Raw genomic sequence first — 19,952 nt, forward strand, 5'->3', positions numbered from 1 at the left:
CTCCGTCGCTCCCGCAGCCGTGGGCGGCTCACTCCCCGAGACGAGAGATCGATCATGGACCTCCTCACTTTCGAGCAGCTGTGGCAGCGGTCCGTCGCCGCCCACGGCGACCGGACCTTCCTGCTCTTCCGAGACCGTCAGCGCACCGATGCGGAATGGACCTATGCGGAATTCGACCGGCTGGTGACGGCCGCCGCCGCGCGGCTGGAGGAACTGGGCGCGAGCAGGGAACGCCCTGTGCATCTCTGTGTGGGCAACTGCCCCGCCTTCGTCCTGCTCTGGCTTGCGGCCTCTCGTATAGGCACGTGGATCGTGCCCGTCGATCCGACATCCGGTGCCCGCGAACTGCAGCATCAGGCGGAGAGGACCTCACCAGCCGTCACCTTCATCGCAGCCGAGCACGCAGACGCAGCCGCCGCGCTCAGCAATCCCGTCGTCGCGCTCGAACAGACCGCTGATGATCTCCGCCACGGCGGACCCCTGGTCCCCGAGCACGGTGGAGAGCCAGGGGCGAGACAGGCTCCTGCCCCCTTGGAGCGTCTCGCAGTGATGTTCACGTCAGGCACCACGTCCCAGCCCAAAGGCGTCGTCCTCACCCAGGCGAACTACGGATACACCGGCCGCACGATGGCGGAGCTCTCAGGCCTCCGCCCGCACCACAGATGGCTGGTCACGCTTCCGCTGTTCCACGCAAATGCGCAGTTCTACTGCTTCGCCAGTGCGATCGCAACGGGCGCGTCAGTAGCGCTGACCTCCTCGTTCAGCGCCAGCGGCTGGGTGGACGACGCGTCCGCACTCCGTGCCACGCACGCCAGCCTCTTCGCCGCACCCATTCGCATGATCCTGTCCAAGCAGGCGGATCGCCCCGCGACTGCGGAGGGCCCGCAGCTCTCCCTCACACATGTATGGTTCGCCCAGAACCTCTCGCATGCCCACTATGAAGCTTTTGCGCGCCTCTGCGGCGTCCTCCCCCGGCAGCTCTACGGCATGACGGAGACCACAGCAGTCGTTGCGTGCCAGCCGCCGGGCAGGGAGGGGCCTGACTCCATCGGCCCGGTCATCCCCGGCCGGCGCATCCGGATCCATCGGCTCGCCGAGACGGACGCGGCTGGCGCTGAAGCCCGCCCTGAGTCTGCAGAAGCCCTGGCAGCTGCCACTCGCAGCGATGAGGATCGTCCTGGTCTTCTGCAGGTATACGGACGCCGCGGGGTTGAGCTGTTCCGCGAATACCTCGACGCACCGGAGGTCACACGGCGCGCATTCGCGAGCAGTGCAGGAGAGGAAGCCCACGACGATGACCTTCCGGAAGTTCTCTTCACCACGGGAGATCTGGTGACGAGCGATGCTTCAGGGGTGCTGCGCTTCGCAGGCCGATCCGACGACATCATCAAGGTCGCCGGGGAGAACATCAGCCTCGCTGAGGTGGAAGCGGTGCTGGCGGAGGCACCGGGGGTGCTCGAGGTGGCAGTCGTCTCTGAAGCTGATCCCATCCGTGATGCGGTGCCGGTCGCCCATGTGGTGGCGCAGGATCCTGCGCATCCGCCGCTGGAGGCGGAACTCATGCAGTACGCAGCACAGCATCTGCCCAAGGCCGCTCGGCCGCACCGCTGGAAGTGGCTGGAGGCGCTCCCCCGAACGAGTGTGGGCAAGATCCGCCGGCACGCGCTGCGGCAGTGAGGGTGAGGCAGCCTGCCCTGCTGCGTGCAGGGCAGGCTGCCTTTCGACCTGGACCACCGCCGCTTACGCCCCCACCCGCACCCGCCGAAAACCGGCTCGTCTCACCATCCGTCGGGCGTAACATCCGCGTAATGAGACGATGGCAGTATGACCCGCAGCACAGATGGCCGTGCGCGCATACGTGCGCATACACGCGTGCCCCCGTGCCTCATGAATCTGCAGGCCCTCAGGAGTCACCTCATGTCCAGCACCCCAGCCGAATCACCCGCATCAGCAGCCGCACCCGCCGCATCAGCAGCCACGGCCGCCCCGGACTTCCCCGCCGAGGCCCGCGCCCTCGCCGATGACCTCATCGCCCTGCGCCGCGAGCTCCATCGGAACCCGGAGCTGGGCAACGACCTCCCGGAGACCCAGGCGCGCGTCCTCGCCGCGCTGGAGGGCCTCCCCCTGGAGATCACCACCGGCACCTCGCTCACCTCCGTCACCGCGGTGCTGCGCGGCGCCAAGCCCGGCCCCACCGTCCTCCTCCGCGGTGACATGGACGGCCTGCCGGTCGACGAACAGACCGGCCTGGACTTCGCCTCCGCCAACGGCAACATGCACGCCTGCGGGCACGACCTCCACACCGCAGGCCTCGTGGGCGCAGCCCGCCTGCTCTCCGCGCACAGTGACGAGCTGTCCGGCAACGTCGTCTTCATGTTCCAGCCCGGCGAGGAGGGCCCCGGCGGCGCCGCTCCCATGATCGAGGAGGGCGTGCTCGATGCCGCCGGCACCCGTGCGGACGCCGCGTTCGGTGTGCACGTGCTGCCCGGTGAGCCCGGCACCTTCACCACCCGCCGCGGCCCCCTCATGGCCGGCTCCAACATCCTCCGCGTCACCTTCCACGGCGCCGGCGGCCACGGCTCCCAGCCGCACAACGCACTGGATCCGGTCCCGCCGCTCGTGGAGTACTGCCAGGCCCTCCAGGTCATGGTGACCCGCCGCTTCAGCGTCTTCGACCCGGTCGTCCTCGCCGTCACCAACCTCTCCGCAGGCGAGGCCGTCAACGTCATCCCGGCCTCGGCGTCCATGGGCGGTTCCGTCCGCACCCTCTCGCAGGAGACCACCACCGCCTTCCCGCAGCACGCCAAGGAGCTCGCGGACTCCATCGCCGCAGCGCACGGCTGCACGGCGGAGTTCTCCTGGGAGGTCCTCTACCCACCCACCCTCAACGACCCGGAGCAGGCCGGCTTCACGCTGGACACGCTCGCGCAGGTGTTCGGCGCGGAGCGCGTCAACGACGCCGAGGACCCCTTCATGGGCTCCGAGGACTTCTCCTTCGTTCTCCAGGAGGTGCCAGGAGCGTTCTACTTCCTCCACGCGTCCCCGCCGGAGATCGATCCGGACACCGCCGCCATGAACCACTCCCCGCTCGTCCAGTTCGACGACGCCGTGCTCGCGGACCAGGCCGCTTCTCTGGCCGCCCTGGCATTCGCGCACAACACCCGCGCGTCGGCACCTCAGGGCTGACGCACCGCCCTCACACTGATTCACAGGACCGCGGGCGGTCCCCTCTTCACCCGCAGCGCGCTCCGGCGCATCCTGGAACCGCCGGCCTCACAGGAGGCCGGCGGATGGAGACAGCAGAAAGGCTCTCCTCATGGAACCCATCTACGCAGCCGCCATCATCCTGGCGTTCATCGCCCTGGGCGAGCTCGTCTCGATCTGGTCCAAGGCACGCGTGCCCGGCCTCCTCGTGGCGATGCTGGGCGCGTTCATCGCCTCCCAGCTGGGCATCATCCCCACCACCACGGTGGACGACTCGATGCTCGTGCAGATCTACGCGATCCTCGTCGCGCCCCTGCTCTTCCACATGGGCTCGCTCATCCCGCTGCGGACCATGGCCCAGCAGTGGCGCTCCGTCGTCATCGCCTGCGCCGGCATGCTCGTCGCCGTGCTCATCATGTCCGTGACGATCGCACCGCTGTTCGGCTTCGAGACCTTCGTCGCGGGTGCAGGACCGCTGGCCGGCGGCATCGTCGCGACCGGTCTCACCACGGAGGGCCTGACGGCGGCCGGCGTCGCCTCCTCCATCATCGTGCTCCCCGCGCTGGTCCTCATGATGCAGTCGCTGCCCGCCATGCCGATGACCAACTTCCTGCTCCGCAGGTACGCCATCGGCCTCCGCGACAGCGGCGACCTCGAGCACCTCGCCGCCGCCGCGCAGAAGACGGAGGAGAGCGCCAAGAAGAAGCCCATCACGCTGCCGGACTTCCTCGCCAACAACGAGCTCTTCGTCCTCTTCATGATCCTGGTGGGCGGTTCCGTCGCCACCCTCATCTCCGTGCCCACGCACATCCCCTCCTCCATCATCGCGCTCATCCTGGGCATCGCGTCGACCGCGCTCGGGCTCACCCCCGAACGCGCCATGGAGAAGGCGAGCTCGTTCGGCATCGCGATGGCCGGCGTGGTCGCCGTCGTCATGGCCCCGCTGCTCGCCGCCTCCCTCGACGACGTCCTCAAGGCCCTCGTCCCCATGGTCTCGATCCTCCTCATCGGCGGAGCGGGCATCATGATCGGCGGCTTCATCGCCACCAAGCTGCTGCGCTGGAAGTCCACGCTGGGCATGTCCGTGGCGCTGACCGCCATGTACGGCTTCCCGGCCGACTACCTCCTCACCAACGAGGTCGCCCGCTCCGTGGGCCGCAACCCGGAGGAGCGCAAGCAGCTCACGGACGCCATGCTCCCGGCGATGCTGGTGGGCGGGTTCACCTCCGTGAGCGCCGGTTCCGTGGTGATCGCCTCCGTGCTCGTGAGCTTCCTCTGACACCGGGAGGCATGACACCGGGAAGGTGAGCACAGACACCGCGCCCGAGGCCGCACCCACCCGGGTGCGGCCTCGGGCGCTTCCGTGCGGCTGGGACGGTTCCTCAGCACCGCAGGACCCGGAGAGTTGCTCAGCCGCCCACGTATATGCGGGCGGCTGGGCAGCTCCGCGGGCTGACCAAGCGGGGACCCGCCTCGCACCGGCAAGGTCGATCCATCCCCCTAGGATGGAGGCGTGTCAGCAGAACCGACTTCCGCCGCAGCTGATCCTTCCCGGCCGGCCGCTCACGCCACGACGGATCACACCAGGACCGGTGACGATCACCAGCGGTTCCTCGACAGCCTGGCGGAGGTGATCCGCACCGAGGGCTCCCAGAGCGCCACCGTCGCCGCCGTCGTCCGGCAGGCGCGCGCCTCGCGGCGGACCTTCTACGCCGCGTTCGACAACCTCGAGGACTGCTTCCTCCAGCTCGTCCGGCGGGAGAACACCCGCGTCCTCACGGCTGTCCGAGCGGCCATCGACCCGCACGCCGCTTGGACGGAGCAGATCGACCAGGCGCTCACCGCCTGGGGCACGGCGGCGAGCGCGGCACTGGAGATCCGTCTGCCGCCCAGCAGCGGCCAGGCGGGCGCACGGCTGCAGAAGCTCGTCCTCGAGGAGTACGTGCAGCTGCTGATCTCGATCTCCGAGAACAAGGGCATGGTCGCGGGCGGCGTGCGGCCCGTCCACCGGCACGAGGCGATCATCCTCATGGGCGGGATCAGGGAGCTCTACCGGTACGCCGTGGAGCAGGGCGTGCCCATGGAGGAGGTCGTCGCCTCCGCCCGCAGCTTCATGACGGCCGCGCTCCGGCCAACGGATACGTGACTGCCGTGCCCGAGGCGGCCCGCGCCCGGCGGCCCGGGCTCAGGACTCGTGTGTTCCGCACCCGCGCACTCACGACTGCCTGCGCACTCAGGCTGCCTGCACGAACTCCCTGACCCACCGGCTCAGGTCGAAGCCCGCCTCACGCGCCTCCTCGAGGCTCGGAACGATGCCGGAGCCCAGTGCCCGGCGCGCGGCCATGTGCTCACCCGCCCGGTTGACGGTCTCCACACAGCGCAGCCGACCCTCCGCGAAGTGCGCGGCGACGAACTCCTCCGGGCCGTCCACGGAGAGCAGCACCGTCTCCTCGCAGCCGGTGCGCACCCCCGCGATCTGCAGCTTGTGCACGCCCTGGTCGGACCAGAACCACGGCAGCGCCGCATAGGAGGTCCGCGCCGCCGAACCCGCCGCCTCCGGGCCCGCCAGCAGCGACTCCGCGAGGAAGCGCGCCTGATCGTTGGCGTTCTGCACCGATTCCAGCCGCGCCCGGCAGCCAAACTCATCGAGGAACACCGCGACGTCGCCGATGGCGGAGATCGCAGGATCGCTGGTGCGCAGCGCCCCGTCGACCACGATGCCGCGATCCACCTCCAGTCCCGCGTCTTCCGCCAGGTGCGTGCGCGGCACCGCGCCGATCCCGCTCAGCACGAGGTCAGCGGGCAGATGCTCACCCGCACTCGTCACCACCCCGGTGACGCGGCCGCCGCTCCCTTCGATCCGCGCGATCCCCGTCCCGGCGCGCACCTCGATCCCCGCCTCCGCATGGGCATGGGCGAAGTGGGCCGAGGCCTCGGGCGAGAGCACGCGCTCCATCACCCTGTCCGCGAGTTCGAGGACGCGTACGTTGACGCCCTGTTTCCGTGCGGAGGCTGCGACCTCGAGGCCGATGAACCCGGCACCCACGATCACCGCGTCCCGCGCCGTGGCGAGTGCTGCGGCGAGCGCATCCGCGTCGTCCTTGGTGCGCAGGTCCAGCACGGTGCTCAGCTCCGCGCCGGGAACCTCCAGCCGCCGGTTGGCAGCCCCCGTCGCAAGCACCAGGTGTCCGTACGGCAGCCGGGCACCACCCGCGAGCGTCACGACGCCGGCCTCCCGGTCGATGCCCACCGCCTCCTCGTGGACGACCTCGATGCCCTGCTTCGCGTACCAGTCCTCGGTCCTCAGCGTGAGCCTGCGCTCCGGGAGCTCTCCGGTGAGATAGGCCTTGGACAGCGGCGGCCGCTGGTAGGGCAGGTGCGCCTCCGCACAGACCAGCGTGAGCCTTCCCCCGTAGCCCTGCCTGCGCAGGGAGGCGACCGCCTGCTGACCGGCCTGCCCGCCGCCGACCACCACGATGGAGTCGGGCGCACTCATCGCGCCCCCGCGCCCGAGGTGGCGGCAGCGGCAGGAGAGCCGGCCTCGGGCGCGGACCGCTCTGCCGTCCGCTTCCCCGCCGGTGCGTTCCTGCGCGGGATGAGCACCCGCATGGACTCGTAGCCGCGCACGAAGTTGTCGAAGGTGCGCACCGGCTCCTCCACGACGTGGATCTCCGGGAAGCGCACGAGGATCTCCTCCCAGATGATGCGCAGCTGGAGCTCTGCCAGGCGGTTGCCCAGGCAGCGGTGGATGCCGAACCCGAACGAGATGTGCCGTCGCGGGTTCTTCCTGTCGATGATGAACTCGTCCGGGTCCTCGATGACAGCCGTGTCGCGGTTGCCGGACACGTACCAGAGCGCGACGCGGTCGCCCCTGCGGATGGTCTTCCCGCCCAGCTCCGTGTCCTTCGTCGCCACGCGCATCATGTGCGTGAGCGGGGTCTGCCAGCGGATCGTCTCCGAGACCATCGAGGGGATCTTCGCCTCCCCGCTGCGCAGCTTTGCGAACTGCTCCGGCCAGCGGCTGAGCGCGTAGAGGGAACCGGTGATGGTGTTGCGGGTGGTGTCGTTGCCGCCCACCAGCAGCACGACCAGGTCGCCGAACAGCTGCGCCTTCGTGAACTCCCCGGTGTGCGGGCTGTGCGCCAGGAGCGAGGCGAAGTCCAGGGCGGGCTCCTCACCGCGGCGGCTCTCCAGGACTCCCATGAGGGTCGCGAAGAACTCACCCATCGCGGCCACGCGCTCCTCGGGCGTCTCGATGGCCTGCCCCGGCCCGCCGATCGCGGTGACGGCATCGGACCAGTCGGTGAGCCGGCGGCGGTGCTCCTGCGGGAAGTTCAGCAGGGTGGCCAGCGTCATCGCGGTGAGCTCTTTCGACACCAGGTCCACCCAGTCGAACTCCTCGCCGACGGGCAGGCCGTCGAGGATCTTCTGCGCGCGCCTGCGGATGAGGGGCTCGAGGTCGGTCAGCCGGGTGGGCGCCACGCCCGGAGCGACGATCTGGCGGTGCAGGTCATGCTCCGGCGGGTCCATCGAGAGGAGGGACTGGATCTGGAACGGCTGCGCGTTCTGCTGAGGCTGTGCGCTCTGCTGGGACTGAGCCGCTGCGCGCTCGGAGGGATCCTCATAGGCCTCGGCGAGGCTCGCACCGCTACCGTCGTCCACGGGCCGCATCACGATCCCGGCGTCCGCGGAGAACGTCTCTGGGTCCGTGTCCGCCGCCATGATGTGCTCCCACGTGGTCAGCGACCAGTAGGCGCCCATCCGGGTGTGCTCCGCCGGGGTGTAGTGGACGGGGTCCTCCCTGCGGAGGCGCTCGAACTTCGCGAAGACGCTCTCGTCCCTGAACGCGCTGGGAGAGCCGGGGTCCATCCGCTCGAGCGGGCGGGTGCGGATGTCCTCGAGCCGCTCCGCCGAGGCCGCCACCCGGCTGCCGCGGGCGACCTCGAGGGTGGCCGTGTCCGTGGGAGTGATGGGGTCCGAAGTGGTGGGCGTGTCTGCGGGGGAGGCGGGGGTGGAGGCAGTGGGGTCTGCGATGGGATCTGTCGTGGGCAATGTCGTCACCTCGTTGTGTTCGCTGCCGGGAATGCAGGGGTGGGCATGCGCGGCTGCTGGGCGGGGCCTGCGCTGCGCAGTGCAGCTGCTGTGCGGGTCAGCTGGGGGCCACTTCCACGCGGAGGCCGTCGAGCTCCTCCGTGACGGGGATCTGGCACGCGAGCCTGCTGTTCTCCTTCACGTCGAAGGAGTTGTCCAGCATGGCGCGCTCAGCAGGAGTGCGCTCCCCCAGCTTCTGGCGCCAGGCCTCGTCGACGTAGACGTGACAGGTGGCGCAGGCGGCCATGCCGCCGCAGTCGCCGTCGATGCCGGGAACGTCGTTCTCCACCGCCGCCTCCATGAGCGGGATGCCGGTCTCTGCGTCGATCGGCTGCTCCGAGCCGTCGTGGATCTGGAAAGTGATCGTCGTCATCGTCGTCTCCGGTCTCTCGGTCTGCGGATCGATTCGTCTGCGGGTGGGATCGTGAGTGTGTGCGCGGCCGCCGGCGCACCATGCCTGCCGGTCAGGGATCGGCGAAGAAGAGGATCTGCTCACGGGTGTAGCTGCGCTCCGGGTGCGCTTCCCGCAGGTGCGCGCGACTCGTCTCCACCAGTGCGTCCTCGTCCTGCGCGGAGACCACATGGCCGCAGGGGCAGTTCAGCGTGGGCATCGGCATTCACTCCAGGTAGACGGCGACTCAGCAGAGGCCGCCGCAGGTGTCCGTCACAGCGGTCCGTCACGGCGGTACGCTCGCGTACCGCCGCATTGGTACACGACCGTACCACGTCTGCGCGGAGAATGTGAGGACGCTCACGGTACGAGGGGATCAGGCGCTCAGACAGCGCAGCTCAGGCAGCAGCTCAGGCAGCAGCCCTGAGGCCTCCTACCGGACTCTGATGCCTCCCCGTCGCACGCTGGCGGAAAAACCAGGGGCCCTGGTTTTTCCGCTACGGCGCAGACCACCACTGCCCGCGCCCGCACACTCGCCCGCCCCGGCCCCACGAGGCGAGTCTCATCGCGTTTGCGCGAGCCCGCCGGGCTCCGCGAACCGGGTCGCGTCATTCTCAGCACGGCAGGACTCAGGCGGTGCTCCTTGGTGCGCCGCATCACCGTCCCTGCGACACATGAGGGAGAGCGGATCACCCCGCAGCAGTGCGTCCCCTCCAGAGCAGATTCTTGCCCCGCACCGCCGCACTCACCCCGCTGACGCCGCCGCGTACATCACGAGCGCGATCACGAAGCCCACGAGACCCACACCCGTGCTGCCCACCGTCCACGTGCGCAGGGTCTGCGAGGTGGACATGCCGAAGAAGCGGCTCACCAGCCAGAACCCGGAGTCGTTCACGTGGCTCACCGCGATGGATCCGGCCGCAGTCGCCCCCACGACGGCCACGAGCTGCACGGAGTTGAGGTCCATGCCCTGCACCGCCGGCTGCATGAGCGCCGCCGAGGTCGTGAGCGCGACCGTCGCAGACCCCTGGGCGATGCGCACCAGCAGGGCCACGAGGAAGACCGCCACGATGAGCGGCAGGCCGAGGCTCGTCATCGAGTCCGCGATGGCGTCGCCGATCCCGGAGGCCCGCAGCACCCCGCCGAACATCCCGCCCGCGCCCGTGATGAGGATGACGGAGCAGACCGGTCCGAGCGCGGTGTCCGCGATGGCCTCCGTGAGCTTCCCGGGCTTGCCCCGCACCGCGCCCAGGACGATGAAGCCCAGGAGTACGGTGATGAGCAGCGCCACCGGAGTCTCCCCGATGAGGGAGAGGATCTGCACCGCGGTGTTGCCCTCGTCCACCGCACCCGAGGTCACGAGCGTGCTCAGCACGGTGTTCATGCCGATGAGGGCCAGGGGCAGCAGGAGCAGCAGCACCACGGTCCACGTGCTCGGCTCGGACCTGAACCTCCGGGCGATGTCCTCCTCCTGCGGGGAGTCGAAGATCTCCGGCACGGGCAGATCGAACCGCCTGGCCATCGGCTTGCCCAGCAGATAGCCGCACACGTACCAGGTGGGCAGCACGAACAGCAGGCCCAGGATCACCATGAGCCCCTGGTCCGCCCCGTAGAGGTCGACCGCGGTGACGGGACCGGGATGCGGCGGCACGAACGCGTGCATGGCGCTGAAGGCGATGGCCGCGGGGAACGCGATCGCCAGGAAGGACATCTCCAGCCTCCGGGCCACCGCATAGATGATGGGCAGCATGAGGACGAGGCCGGCGTCGAAGAAGATGGGGAAGCCCATGAGCAGACTGGCGATCGACACCGCTAGCGGGGCGCGCTTCTCTCCGAACACCCCCAGCAGCTTCTGCGTCAACCTCTCCGCTCCGCCGCTCGCCTCCAGCATGCGCCCCAGCATGGCCCCCAGACCCACGAGCAGTGCCACGCTCGCCAGCGTGCTGCCGAACCCGTCGAGCATGGTGGGCACCACGTCCGCCGGAGCGATGCCCGCGGCTGCGGACGTCAGCAGGCTCACCACGATGAGCGCGATGAACGCGTGCAGTTTGAGCGCCATGATGAGGAACAGCAGCAGGGCGATCGCGCCGGCGGCCAGCATCAGCAGGGAGCCTGTGGACATCTCCCACAGGAAGGTGATCTCTTCGGACATCGTCGTCCCTTCTCGTCAGGGCTGTTTCCTGGTGCGCGCACTGCGGGGCATCATCGCCCCACAGTGCGCGCGGCGCTCAGTGGTTGAGCTGCGCTCAGTGGTTGAGGCGGGGCACGGGCTGCGTCTGCGCCACCCGCTGATACTTCACGGCCGGCTCCAGCACCATGCCGTCACCCAGCTGCAGCGTCATCGACCTGCTGATCTCCTGCCACGGCGTCTGACTGGGCGGGAAGCGGTAGCCTCCGGCGGCCTCGAGCGCGGCGCGCCTGTCCTCCAGCTCCGCGGCATCCACGAGGAGATCCACGCGCCCCTTCCCCACGTCCACCCTCAGCCGGTCCCCCGTGCGCAGGAGTGCCAGGGGCGCGGCCGGCGCCGCGGCCTCGGGAGAGCAGTTGAGGATGGAGGGCGAGGCGGAGGTGCCGGACTGGCGTCCGTCCCCCAGGCAGGGCAGGCTCTCGATGCCCGCCCGGATGAGCCGCGCCGGCGGGTGCATGTTCACGACCTCCGCAGCCCCCGGATAGCCGATGGGGCCCGTCCCGCGCATCACGAGGATCGAGTGCTCGTCGATCTCCAGCTCCGGGTCGTCGATGCGGCGGTGGTAGTCCTCCGGCCCGTCGAAGACCACTGCGCTGCCCTCGAAGGCCTCCGGATCCTGCGGGTCGGAGAGGTAGCGGGCGCGGAACTCCTCGCCGATGACGGAGGTCTTGAGCACGGCGTTGTCGAACAGGGTGCCCGTCATGACGCGGAAGCCGGCCTGTTCCACGAGGGGCTCCGCGACGGGCCGGATGACCTCCCGGTCCGTGGTGCGCGCATGCCGGCAGTTCTCACCGATGCTCCGCCCGTTGACGGTGAGCGCGTCCTCCTCGATGAGACCCGCGTCCATGAGCTCCCGGACGATCGCGGGCACGCCCCCGGCACGGAAGAACTCCTCGCCCAGGAAGCGGCCCGCCGGCTGCATGTCCAGGAGCAGGGGCACCTCGTGGCCGTACTCCTGCCACTCGTCCAGCCCCACGTCCACGCCCATGTGCTTCGCGATCGCGGTGAGGTGCCAGGGAGCGTTGGAGGAGCCGCCGATCGCGGAGCACACGCGGATGGCGTTGAGGAACGCCTCCCGGGTCATGACGTCCGAGGGCTTGCGATCCGCGTACGCCATCTCCACGATCTGCCGGCCCGTCTGGTAGGCGATGGAGGGCCGCTCCTGGTACGGGGCGGGGATGGCGGAGCAGCCGGGCAGGCTCATGCCCAGAGCCTCGGCGACGGCGTTCATGGTCGAGGCCGTGCCCATCGTGTTGCAGTGGCCGGCCGAGGGCGAGGACTGCTTGACGATCGCCCAGTACTCGTCCTTGTCGATGCGGCCGGCGGCGTAGTCGTCCCGTGCCTGCCAGGCGATGGTCCCGGTGCCCACGCGCTCACCCCTGTACCAGCCGTTGAGCATGGGTCCGCCGGAAAGCACGATCGCGGGGACGTTCACGGTGGCGGCGGCCATGAGCTGGGCCGGGGTGGTCTTGTCACAGCCGGTCGTGAGCACCACGGCGTCGATCGGGTAGCCGTGCAGCGTCTCCACCAGGCCCAGGTACTGGAGGTTGCGATCCAGTGCGGCAGTGGGGCGCCGGCCCGTCTCCTGGATGGGGTGGACGGGGAACTCGAAGCAGATGCCGCCGGCGTCGCGGATGCCCTCGCGCACGCGCTTGGCGAGCTCGATGTGGTGGCGGTTGCACGGGGTGAGGTCGCTGCCGGACTGGGCGATGCCGATGATCGGCTTCCCGGACTGCAACTCCTCCCGCGTGAGTCCGTAGTTGAGGTACCGCTCGAGGATGAGGATCGTGGAGTCAGGCTCACTGGGGTTGTCGAACCACTCCTGCGAGCGCCAGCGCAGCGGCACGTATTCGCCGGCGGCCGACTCCGTGACGGCCGGTTCGGTTGCCTGGCCGGTGGCGGCGTCTGCTGCGGGCTCCGCGGGCTGATCAGCGGATGCGGCTGGGGGCACGTCCCCGCGCGGTCCCGCGGCCCTGTCCGCGACCGCTCCCGCGTATCCCTCCGGGTTGTAGCCCATGGTGCTGTGCGAGCTGTACTCCGTCACTCCCGCGAGGCCTCCGCCGCCGTCCTGTGCGGCCTCCGCTTCCTTCGCGGTACCGTCTGCGCGTTCCGGTGTCGTCTCTGACATCGCCGATCCCCTCATCAGTGGTTTCTGCACGCTATCAAAGGGGAGGGACGCAGAGCCGAACGCGGAAGCAGGAGTGTGCGCCGCGCACGGCAGGCTCATCACCCGCATTCCTCGCTGACGGCTCCGTGCTGGCGGCTCCGTCGAACCCACACCGTGTGACGCCGTGTGACGGCTCCTGACGGTTTCCGGCACCGTGTCCCGGCGGCCTCGGGCGCGGCCTGCTAGCGTCGCTCCCACGTTCCAGAGATGCGGTCAAAGGTCTGGCCGGCCGCACGGCAACCCGAGTCCGACCGGGTGCCCCCAGACAGCAGAACGGGCCCGCCGCACGCCGCCGCGGGCAAGAATCGATCGGGGCATCTGCGCAATGCCCCGGAAAGGCAGGACACCATGTCCGTCGACAGCAGCGCCGCCACAGCTCACTCACGCACCGCCGATCACACGCCCACGGCGGACCGCACCTACCTCCCCGGTGCTCGCTTCGCCTCCCCGGAGGCCGCCCGCGAATGGGAGGGGTTCTCCGCGGACGAGGCCCACAGCTGGGCCGGAGCCCTGTTCCGGGTGAACCCGCACCCGGTGGGCAGCGCAGCCCTGGACCGCGCCTACGGGCAGTGGTGCGCGGGCGAGGTGCCGCAGGTGCTGGCCTGGGCGCACACCGCCCGCGAGGCGCGCGCGGCCGGCTTCACCCCGCTCACGCTGAAGATCCTGCGCTCCAGCCTCGCGGACCTCTCGCCCAGCGAGCACCCGGCGCATCCGCGCAACCTGGCGCTCGTGTTCCCGCATCTGCCGGAGAGCCTGCCCTTCGACGTGAGCCTCTGGCGTGCCTGGCCCGGTTTCGTGGCCGACGGCCTCACCCCGCGGGAGGCCACCCTCCGTGTCCTCCACGACGCAGAGGAGCTCGAGGAGATCTGAGCCGCACCCCACCCGGCCCACATGCGCCTCGGGCTCCCGCCCGGCCCACGCAGGCCTCGGGCTCCAGCCCCGCCCACGCGGGCCTCGGGCTCCCGCCCGCTCTCCAATCCCCAAGTGACGTCTGCGTAGCGGCCGTGGTGGGCGGCCGCTACGCAGACGTAACCAACGAGGGCTCAGGGAGGTGCGCGGTCTCAGACCAGCGGAGCTGAGACCAGCGGACCTGGGACCTGCGGGCCTGGGGCCTGCGGGCCTGGGGCCTGCGAGCCTGGGGCCTGCGAGCCGCTCAGCCGTCCAGCGCGGCGTAGACCGCCTCCACGATCGCCCTGCCGGAGTCGCTGCCCAGGAGCCCGGGCGACATCCTGTTCATCATGTAGCTGATGGTCGCGCCGCGGTCGAGGTCGTTGATGATGATGGATCCGCCCCATCCGCCCCAGAAGCAGACGCGCCCCGTGGGGACGTACGGCTGCGCGGACACCTCGAGCCCGTAGCCGAGCCCGAAGCGGATCGGCGAACCCAGCACCAGGTCCGTGCCGTTGGACTGCTCCTCGAAGATCAGGTCGATCGTGTCCTGCGAGAGCAGCCGCACGCCGTCCACCGCCCCGCCGTTGGCGATCACGGCCTGCGCGCGTGCCACGGAACGGGCGTTCCCATGCCCGTTCGCCGCACCGATGTCCGCGCCGCGCCACTCCGGCGTCCACGATTCCGCGGCGTCCGGCCCCGGTCCGGTGAACGTCCGCATCGCGATGCTCTCCATGTCCGCGTCCTCGGGCAGCGGGAGGGGCGGCGGCGGGATCACATTCGCCACCCGCCCGAACTCCGAGGCCGGCAGCCCGATGTGGAAGTCAGCACCGAGAGGCTGCGCGACCTCCTCCGCGAAGAACCGGCCCAGCTTCCTGCCGGTGATCCGCCGGACGACCTCGCCGATCAGGTGCCCGTAGTTGAGCGAGTGGTAGCCGGAGGCCGTGCCCGGCTCCCACCAGGGAGCCTGCGCGGCGAGCATGCTCGTGGACGTCTCCCAGTCGTAGAGGTCCGCGACCTCCACGGGCTGCGCCCAGCCGGAGACTCCCGAGGTGTGGGAGAGCAGGTGCCGCACGAGGACGTTCTCCTTGCCGTTCTGCGCGAACTCCGGCCAGTACGCGGCGACCCTCTCGTCCGGGTCGAGCTGGCCGCGGTCGATCAGCATGAGCGCGCAGAGCGCCGTCATCGTCTTGGTCGTCGACCACACATTGGTGAGCGTGTCCCTGGTCCAGGGCCGCGTCCGCTGCTCGTCCGCCCAGCCGCCCCAGATGTCGAGCACCGGTCTGCCCTCGAGGAGTACCGCGACCGAGGCGCCCACGTCCTCACCGGAGTCGATGAGCTCGCTGAGCACTGCGCTGACGGATTCGAACCGTCCGCCGACATCACCGCTGATCTCTGCCACGTGAGCCTCTTCTCTCGCAGGGTGCGCTCCGTTGCGCACGTGCGTTGCAGAGTACCACCGGGAGGGCGCTGCAGACCGGAGCGGTCCGTCGTCCTGTTCCGGTCTGCTGATTCGCCGCGTTTCCGCTGGCCAAGCGGCGAATCAGCAGACGGGAAGCGGCGCGGCGGCGCTTCCCGTCTGCTCGTTCAGCGCCTCCGCTCCGGCAGGAGGACACCGGCCAGGAACACCGCCGCCAAGGCCGCACCCCACACCGCCGCGGCAGCGCCGCCGCCCACCAGCAGCGGCAGGTTCCACACGGAGAGCGCGAGCACTCCCAGCAGGCCCAGGCCGCCCAGCGCCGCCGCGCACATCACCGCGCCCGAGGCCGTCCTGGCTGCACCCGCGCGCTCACGCGCGTGCGCCTCGGGTGCGGCACTTCGCCCTGAGGCGCCGAACCGGAGCACGGCCGCACTGGTGAGCGCCATCATGAGGATGACGCCCACGGCGCCGGCACCGGAGTACCAGGTGTAGATCTGGGTGACCGGATGCAGCTGTGCGAGCGCGGAGACCACGACCACCGCCGTCGTCACCCCGCTCACCCACAGGGAGGCGTGCGAGGGAGCGCGGTGCACCGGGTGGGCGCGGCCCAGCCTCTCCGGCAGCACGCCGCGGCCGCCCAGGGTGAACAGGTAGCGGGTGACGATGTTGTGGAAGGCGAGCATGCACGCGAACATGCTGGTCACCACCAGCACCTGGACGATGTCGCGCATGATCGGGGCGACGACCTCGCCGGCCAGACCCACCACCACGCCGTCCGGATTCTCCTCCGCGGCGGCGAGCGCGTCACCGGCGCCCAGGCCGGAGATCACCAGCCAGGCCGAGACCGTGTACAGCACCCCGATGAGGATCACCGCGATGTAGGTGGCACGGGGAACGGTGCGCAGCGGATCCTTCGCCTCGCCGCGGAACACCGCCGTCGCCTCGAACCCGAAGAAGCCCAGGAACGCGAACAGGAGGCCGAGGCCCGGAGCGCCGGACAGGGCCTCGGCGGGACTGAAGGGCGCGGCGGCGAGCTCCCGGCCGGTGAGCAGCACGCCCACGTCGACGGCGACGACGGCCACGACCTCCAGCACCAGGACCACGCCCAGCACCCTGGCGGAGAGGTCGATCTGCCGGTAGCCCAGCAGTCCCACGATGAGGAGCATGATCCCGGAGATCAGCCACCACGGCAGCTCCAGACCGGTCCACAGCGCGAGCAGATTGCCCGCCTGCACACCCAGGTAGCAGGTCATCGAGACGGTGAGCAGGACATAGGAGAACAGGGCGATCGCCGCGGTGCCCAGCCCCATCCTGCGCCCGAGCCCGCGGTGCACATAGGAGTAGAAGGCACCGGCGTCCGGCACGTGCGGGGTCATCCACGCGTATCCCGCAGAGAACAGCAGGAGGATGAGCGTGGCCGCGAGGATCATGAGCGGCGCGCCCACGGAGCCGGACTCGAGGAGGATGATCGGGAAGTTCGCCGCGACGACCGTGATGGGAGCCGCAGCCGCGACCACCATGAGGACGATGCCGGCGACGCCGAGGCTCCGGGTGAGGGCGGGCCCCTCCGAACCGTGAGAACCGGCCGGCCGGTGTGCCGCGCTCCGCGACGAGGGTCCTGCTGCGCTCATGTCTGCGTTCCCCACCGGCGAGTTCCCGGCATTCGGCTTCCCCACGTTCACGTCGTCCCTCTCCTCGGCTGCCCGCCGCACCGCAGCGGCACAGGGAACGATAGCGGCAACCTGGCACGAGGCCGCCACGGGGCCTGCTTCGCGGACACGGCAGACGGGAGCAGATCGCCGGCCTGCTCCCGTCTGCTGATCGGACGCCTCGCCCGCGGAAATGCGGCGAATCAGCAGACGGGAAGCACCGCGGCGGTGCTTCCCGTCTGACGACCCTGAGAGCGGCGCCCAGCAGGCGCCCCTCGCGCAGCGCGTGTGCGCCTCCCGGCTCAGCGCTTGCGCGCGCCGCCAAAGAACACGGACTCGACCTGGTTCCGGAGGTCCGCCAGCCCCGTCGCCGCGAGATCGCCGTCGAAGACGACGAGGTCCGCCGCCATGCCCTCCGCGACGCGGCCCACGGTCTCGATGCCCATGAGCTCCGCGGCGTTCACGGTCGCCGCACGCAGCGCGTCCTGCGCGGTCATGCCCGCGGAGAACATGAGCTCGATCTCCTCGAGGTTCTCGCCATGCGGACCCACACCGGCGTCTGTGCCCATCGCGATCTTCACGCCCGCGGCGTAGGCGGCCTTGAACGCCTCGCGGTGGGTCTCCGCGACCATGCGCGCCTTCTCCACGACGGCAGGCGGCAGCGCGGCCCCGGCCTCGGCGGACGTGATGACGGCGACCGGGGCCTGGAGCGTGGGGACGAGGAACGCGTCCTTCTCGAGGAAGAGCTGGATGGTCTCCTCGTCGAGGAAGATGCCGTGCTCGATCGAGCGGACCCCGGCGTTGAGTGCATTGCGGATGCCCTGCGTGCCCTGCGCGTGGGACATGACGTAGGCGCCCTGGGTCTCGGCCTCGGCGACGATCGCCTCGATCTCCGCGACCGTGAACTGGCTGTGACGGGGGTCGTCCGTGGGAGAGAGCACGCCGCCGGTGGAGCAGATCTTGATCTGGTCGGCACCCGCACGCAGGATCTCACGCGCCTTCCGGGTGACTCCCTCGATGCCGTCCGCCACGCCGTTGGGCGCACCGGGGTGGCCGGAGAGCATGGGCATCTGCGCGCCCGAGGCCATGCAGCCGTCGCCGTGACCGCCCGTCTGGCTCATGATCGAGATCGCCGCGCGCAGACGGGGGCCGTCGATGATGCCCTTCGCGAGCGCCGCCTTGACGCCCGCGTCGGCACCGCCGGCGTCGCGCGCCGTCGTCACACCCGCGTGGAGGGTCTTGCGCAGGTTCTCCACCGCATGGAAGAACTTCAGCGAGAAGGGCTCCGTGAACGCGTCCAGGCTGCCTGCGCCGTTGGTGGTGACGTGGACGTGGCAGTCGATGAAGCCGGGGGTGAGCGTCTTGCCGGTGCCGTCGACGAACTCCGCGCCCTCGGCCTCGGCGGACTTCTGCGTGTGCGTCCAGGCCGCCGTGATCTCCGTGATGACGCCGTCGACCGCGACGACGTCGCGCTTGCCGATGAATTCCGTGCCGTCGAAGACCTTCGCGCCGGCGACGATCAGCTTCTCTGCCATGTGGAGCTCCTCTGCTCGTGGATGAGGGTGGATGGTTCTTCCCGGAACGAACCCGCACGGGCGCTTCCCGCGGGCGGAAACCGTCAGTGCGTGCTCACTCCGGAGGGGTCAGGAGGGATGGGGAGGGACCAGGCGGCTCGAACAGCCCTGAGCCGCTCACTCAGCACTGAGCCGGGCGAGCGCCAGATGGGCCAGCGCCGCGGCCTGGTCGCCCAGCACGGAGTCGTCGAACAGGACGAACGGCGAGTGGTTGTCCACGGCGTCCTCGGGCGCGACCTCCGCGGGCCTGGCGCCGAGCATGATGTAGGTGCCGGGCACCTCGTTCAGCACGAACGAGAAGTCCTCGCTGGGCATGATGGGGTGGGGGACCACCTCGACCCGTTCCTCGCCCAGCAGACCGCGCAGCTGCGCGACCGCCCACTCCGTCTCCGCCTCGTCGTTGACCGTGACGGGGTATTCCACGGAGAAGCGGACCTCCGCCGTGCAGCCGTGGGCGGCGGCGATGCCCTCGGCCAGGCGCGCGGACTCGGTGCGGAAGCGCTCCGTCGACTCCGCGGAGAGGGTGCGCACCGTGGCGCCCAGGGAGGCGCTGGCCGGGATGACGTTGACGGCGTCGCCGGCGCTCAGCTGCGTGATCGACATGACGACGGGATCGAACACGTCGAACCGGCGCGTGACCATGTTCTGCAGCGCGAGGATCGTCTCCGCGAGCGCCGGAACGGGATCCGCCGCGTTCTGCGGCTGCGAGCCGTGTCCTCCCGCACCGTGGACCGTCACCTCGAGGACGTTGGAGCCGGCCTGCAGCGGTCCGGGCTTCGTGGCGAAGAGGCCGCGCTCGCGCGTACTCGTCACGTGCGCGCCGAATGCGGCGCTCACCCGCACGCCCGAGGCCTCGAGCACGCCCTCCTCCAGCATCACCTCCGCGCCGTGGTGGCCCTCCTCGCCCGGCTGGAACATGAACACGACGTCACCGGCGAGTGCGTGCCGGTGCGCCGCGAGCAGCCGTACGGCACCCACCAGTCCCGCCGTGTGGAGGTCGTGGCCGCAGGCATGCATGCGGCCGTTCTCCGAGCGGTAGGGCAGATCCGTGAGCTCCGTGACGGGCAGGGCGTCCATGTCCCCGCGGAGCAGCACTGCGGGAGCACCTTCGGCCGGACGGGAGGGGTGCGTGCCGCGCAGGACCGCCACGACCGAGGTCGCACCGACCCCCTGCGTCACCTCGAGCGGAAGGCCCTCCAGCGCCGCGAGAACGCGCGCCTGGGTCTCCGGCAGGTCATTGCCCAGCTCCGGGTTCCGGTGGAGCTCGCGGCGGAGCTCCTGGAGCTCGGGGAGGAGTGCGGAGGCCTCGGTGACGAGGCGAGTGGCGGCCGGGTCGCCTGAGCCGGTGGCGGGAGATGCACCTGCGGTGGGAGCGGGCAC

15 protein-coding genes and 1 riboswitch are annotated in these 19,952 nt (G+C 70.3%); of the genes, 5 read left to right on the plus strand and 10 right to left on the minus strand.

The window, feature by feature from the left end:
• The first annotated feature begins 54 nt into the window (after nt 1-54).
• From ABD240_RS06255 to ABD240_RS06270, 4 genes are all read left to right on the plus strand, one after another.
• Complete coding sequence (locus tag ABD240_RS06255; protein WP_344336294.1) at nt 55-1,677, plus strand: class I adenylate-forming enzyme family protein; 1,623 nt, start codon at nt 55-57, stop codon at nt 1,675-1,677.
• 240 nt (nt 1,678-1,917) lie between these two features.
• Nucleotides 1,918-3,186 (plus strand): M20 metallopeptidase family protein, encoded by a 1,269-nt coding sequence (locus ABD240_RS06260; RefSeq protein WP_344336297.1) that lies wholly within the window; start codon nt 1,918-1,920, stop codon nt 3,184-3,186.
• Between the two features lie 130 nt (nt 3,187-3,316).
• The gene (locus tag ABD240_RS06265) at nt 3,317-4,483 is read left to right on the plus strand and encodes a hypothetical protein (RefSeq protein WP_291798075.1); all 1,167 of its coding nucleotides are present in this window, start codon (nt 3,317-3,319) and stop codon (nt 4,481-4,483) included.
• A 234-nt stretch (nt 4,484-4,717) separates the two neighbouring features.
• Nucleotides 4,718-5,350, plus strand: a complete 633-nt coding sequence (locus ABD240_RS06270; protein ID WP_344336299.1) for a hypothetical protein — start codon at nt 4,718-4,720, stop codon at nt 5,348-5,350.
• Between the two features lie 87 nt (nt 5,351-5,437).
• On the opposite strand, the gene ABD240_RS06275 is transcribed toward ABD240_RS06270, so the two are convergent.
• The 6 genes from ABD240_RS06275 to ABD240_RS06300 form a co-directional block, all read right to left on the minus strand.
• Nucleotides 5,438-6,700, minus strand: a complete 1,263-nt coding sequence (locus tag ABD240_RS06275) for an NAD(P)/FAD-dependent oxidoreductase (RefSeq protein WP_344336302.1) — start codon at nt 6,698-6,700, stop codon at nt 5,438-5,440.
• On the minus strand, nt 6,697-8,256 hold the full coding sequence (locus ABD240_RS06280) for a cytochrome P450 (protein WP_344336304.1): 1,560 nt from the start codon (nt 8,254-8,256) through the stop codon (nt 6,697-6,699). The genes ABD240_RS06275 and ABD240_RS06280 overlap by 4 nt, the downstream gene beginning before the upstream one ends.
• Before the next feature lie 97 nt (nt 8,257-8,353).
• Complete coding sequence (locus ABD240_RS06285; protein ID WP_344336306.1) at nt 8,354-8,668, minus strand: 2Fe-2S iron-sulfur cluster-binding protein; 315 nt, start codon at nt 8,666-8,668, stop codon at nt 8,354-8,356.
• Nucleotides 8,669-8,759: 91 nt separating this feature from the next.
• Nucleotides 8,760-8,906 carry a hypothetical protein gene (locus tag ABD240_RS06290; protein ID WP_344336309.1) on the minus strand — a complete coding sequence of 49 codons (147 nt, stop codon included), beginning with the start codon at nt 8,904-8,906 and terminating at the stop codon, nt 8,760-8,762.
• A 525-nt stretch (nt 8,907-9,431) separates the two neighbouring features.
• The gene (locus ABD240_RS06295) at nt 9,432-10,838 is read right to left on the minus strand and encodes a GntP family permease (protein WP_344336311.1); all 1,407 of its coding nucleotides are present in this window, start codon (nt 10,836-10,838) and stop codon (nt 9,432-9,434) included.
• A 94-nt stretch (nt 10,839-10,932) separates the two neighbouring features.
• Entirely contained in the window at nt 10,933-13,002 is a 2,070-nt protein-coding gene (locus tag ABD240_RS06300; RefSeq protein ID WP_291795029.1) for an IlvD/Edd family dehydratase, read from the minus strand.
• A 237-nt stretch (nt 13,003-13,239) separates the two neighbouring features.
• Nucleotides 13,240-13,352, plus strand: a riboswitch (SAM riboswitch).
• Nucleotides 13,353-13,389: 37 nt separating this feature from the next.
• Here ABD240_RS06300 and ABD240_RS06305 point away from each other — a divergent pair.
• On the plus strand, nt 13,390-13,911 hold the full coding sequence (locus ABD240_RS06305; protein ID WP_344336312.1) for a hypothetical protein: 522 nt from the start codon (nt 13,390-13,392) through the stop codon (nt 13,909-13,911).
• Nucleotides 13,912-14,194: 283 nt separating this feature from the next.
• Here ABD240_RS06305 and ABD240_RS06310 read toward each other — a convergent pair whose 3' ends face one another.
• From ABD240_RS06310 to ABD240_RS06325, 4 genes are all read right to left on the minus strand, one after another.
• On the minus strand, nt 14,195-15,331 hold the full coding sequence (locus ABD240_RS06310; protein ID WP_344336315.1) for a serine hydrolase domain-containing protein: 1,137 nt from the start codon (nt 15,329-15,331) through the stop codon (nt 14,195-14,197).
• 185 nt (nt 15,332-15,516) lie between these two features.
• Entirely contained in the window at nt 15,517-16,980 is a 1,464-nt protein-coding gene (locus ABD240_RS06315; RefSeq protein ID WP_344336317.1) for an APC family permease, read from the minus strand.
• A 320-nt stretch (nt 16,981-17,300) separates the two neighbouring features.
• Nucleotides 17,301-18,533: a metal-dependent hydrolase family protein gene (locus tag ABD240_RS06320; RefSeq protein WP_344336319.1), complete on the minus strand. Its 1,233-nt coding sequence runs from the start codon at nt 18,531-18,533 to the stop codon at nt 17,301-17,303.
• A 156-nt stretch (nt 18,534-18,689) separates the two neighbouring features.
• Complete coding sequence (locus ABD240_RS06325) at nt 18,690-19,952, minus strand: M20 metallopeptidase family protein (RefSeq protein ID WP_344336321.1); 1,263 nt, start codon at nt 19,950-19,952, stop codon at nt 18,690-18,692.

It is taken from the genome of Brevibacterium salitolerans (assembly GCF_039531405.1).
Lineage (GTDB): Bacteria > Actinomycetota > Actinomycetes > Actinomycetales > Brevibacteriaceae > Brevibacterium > Brevibacterium salitolerans.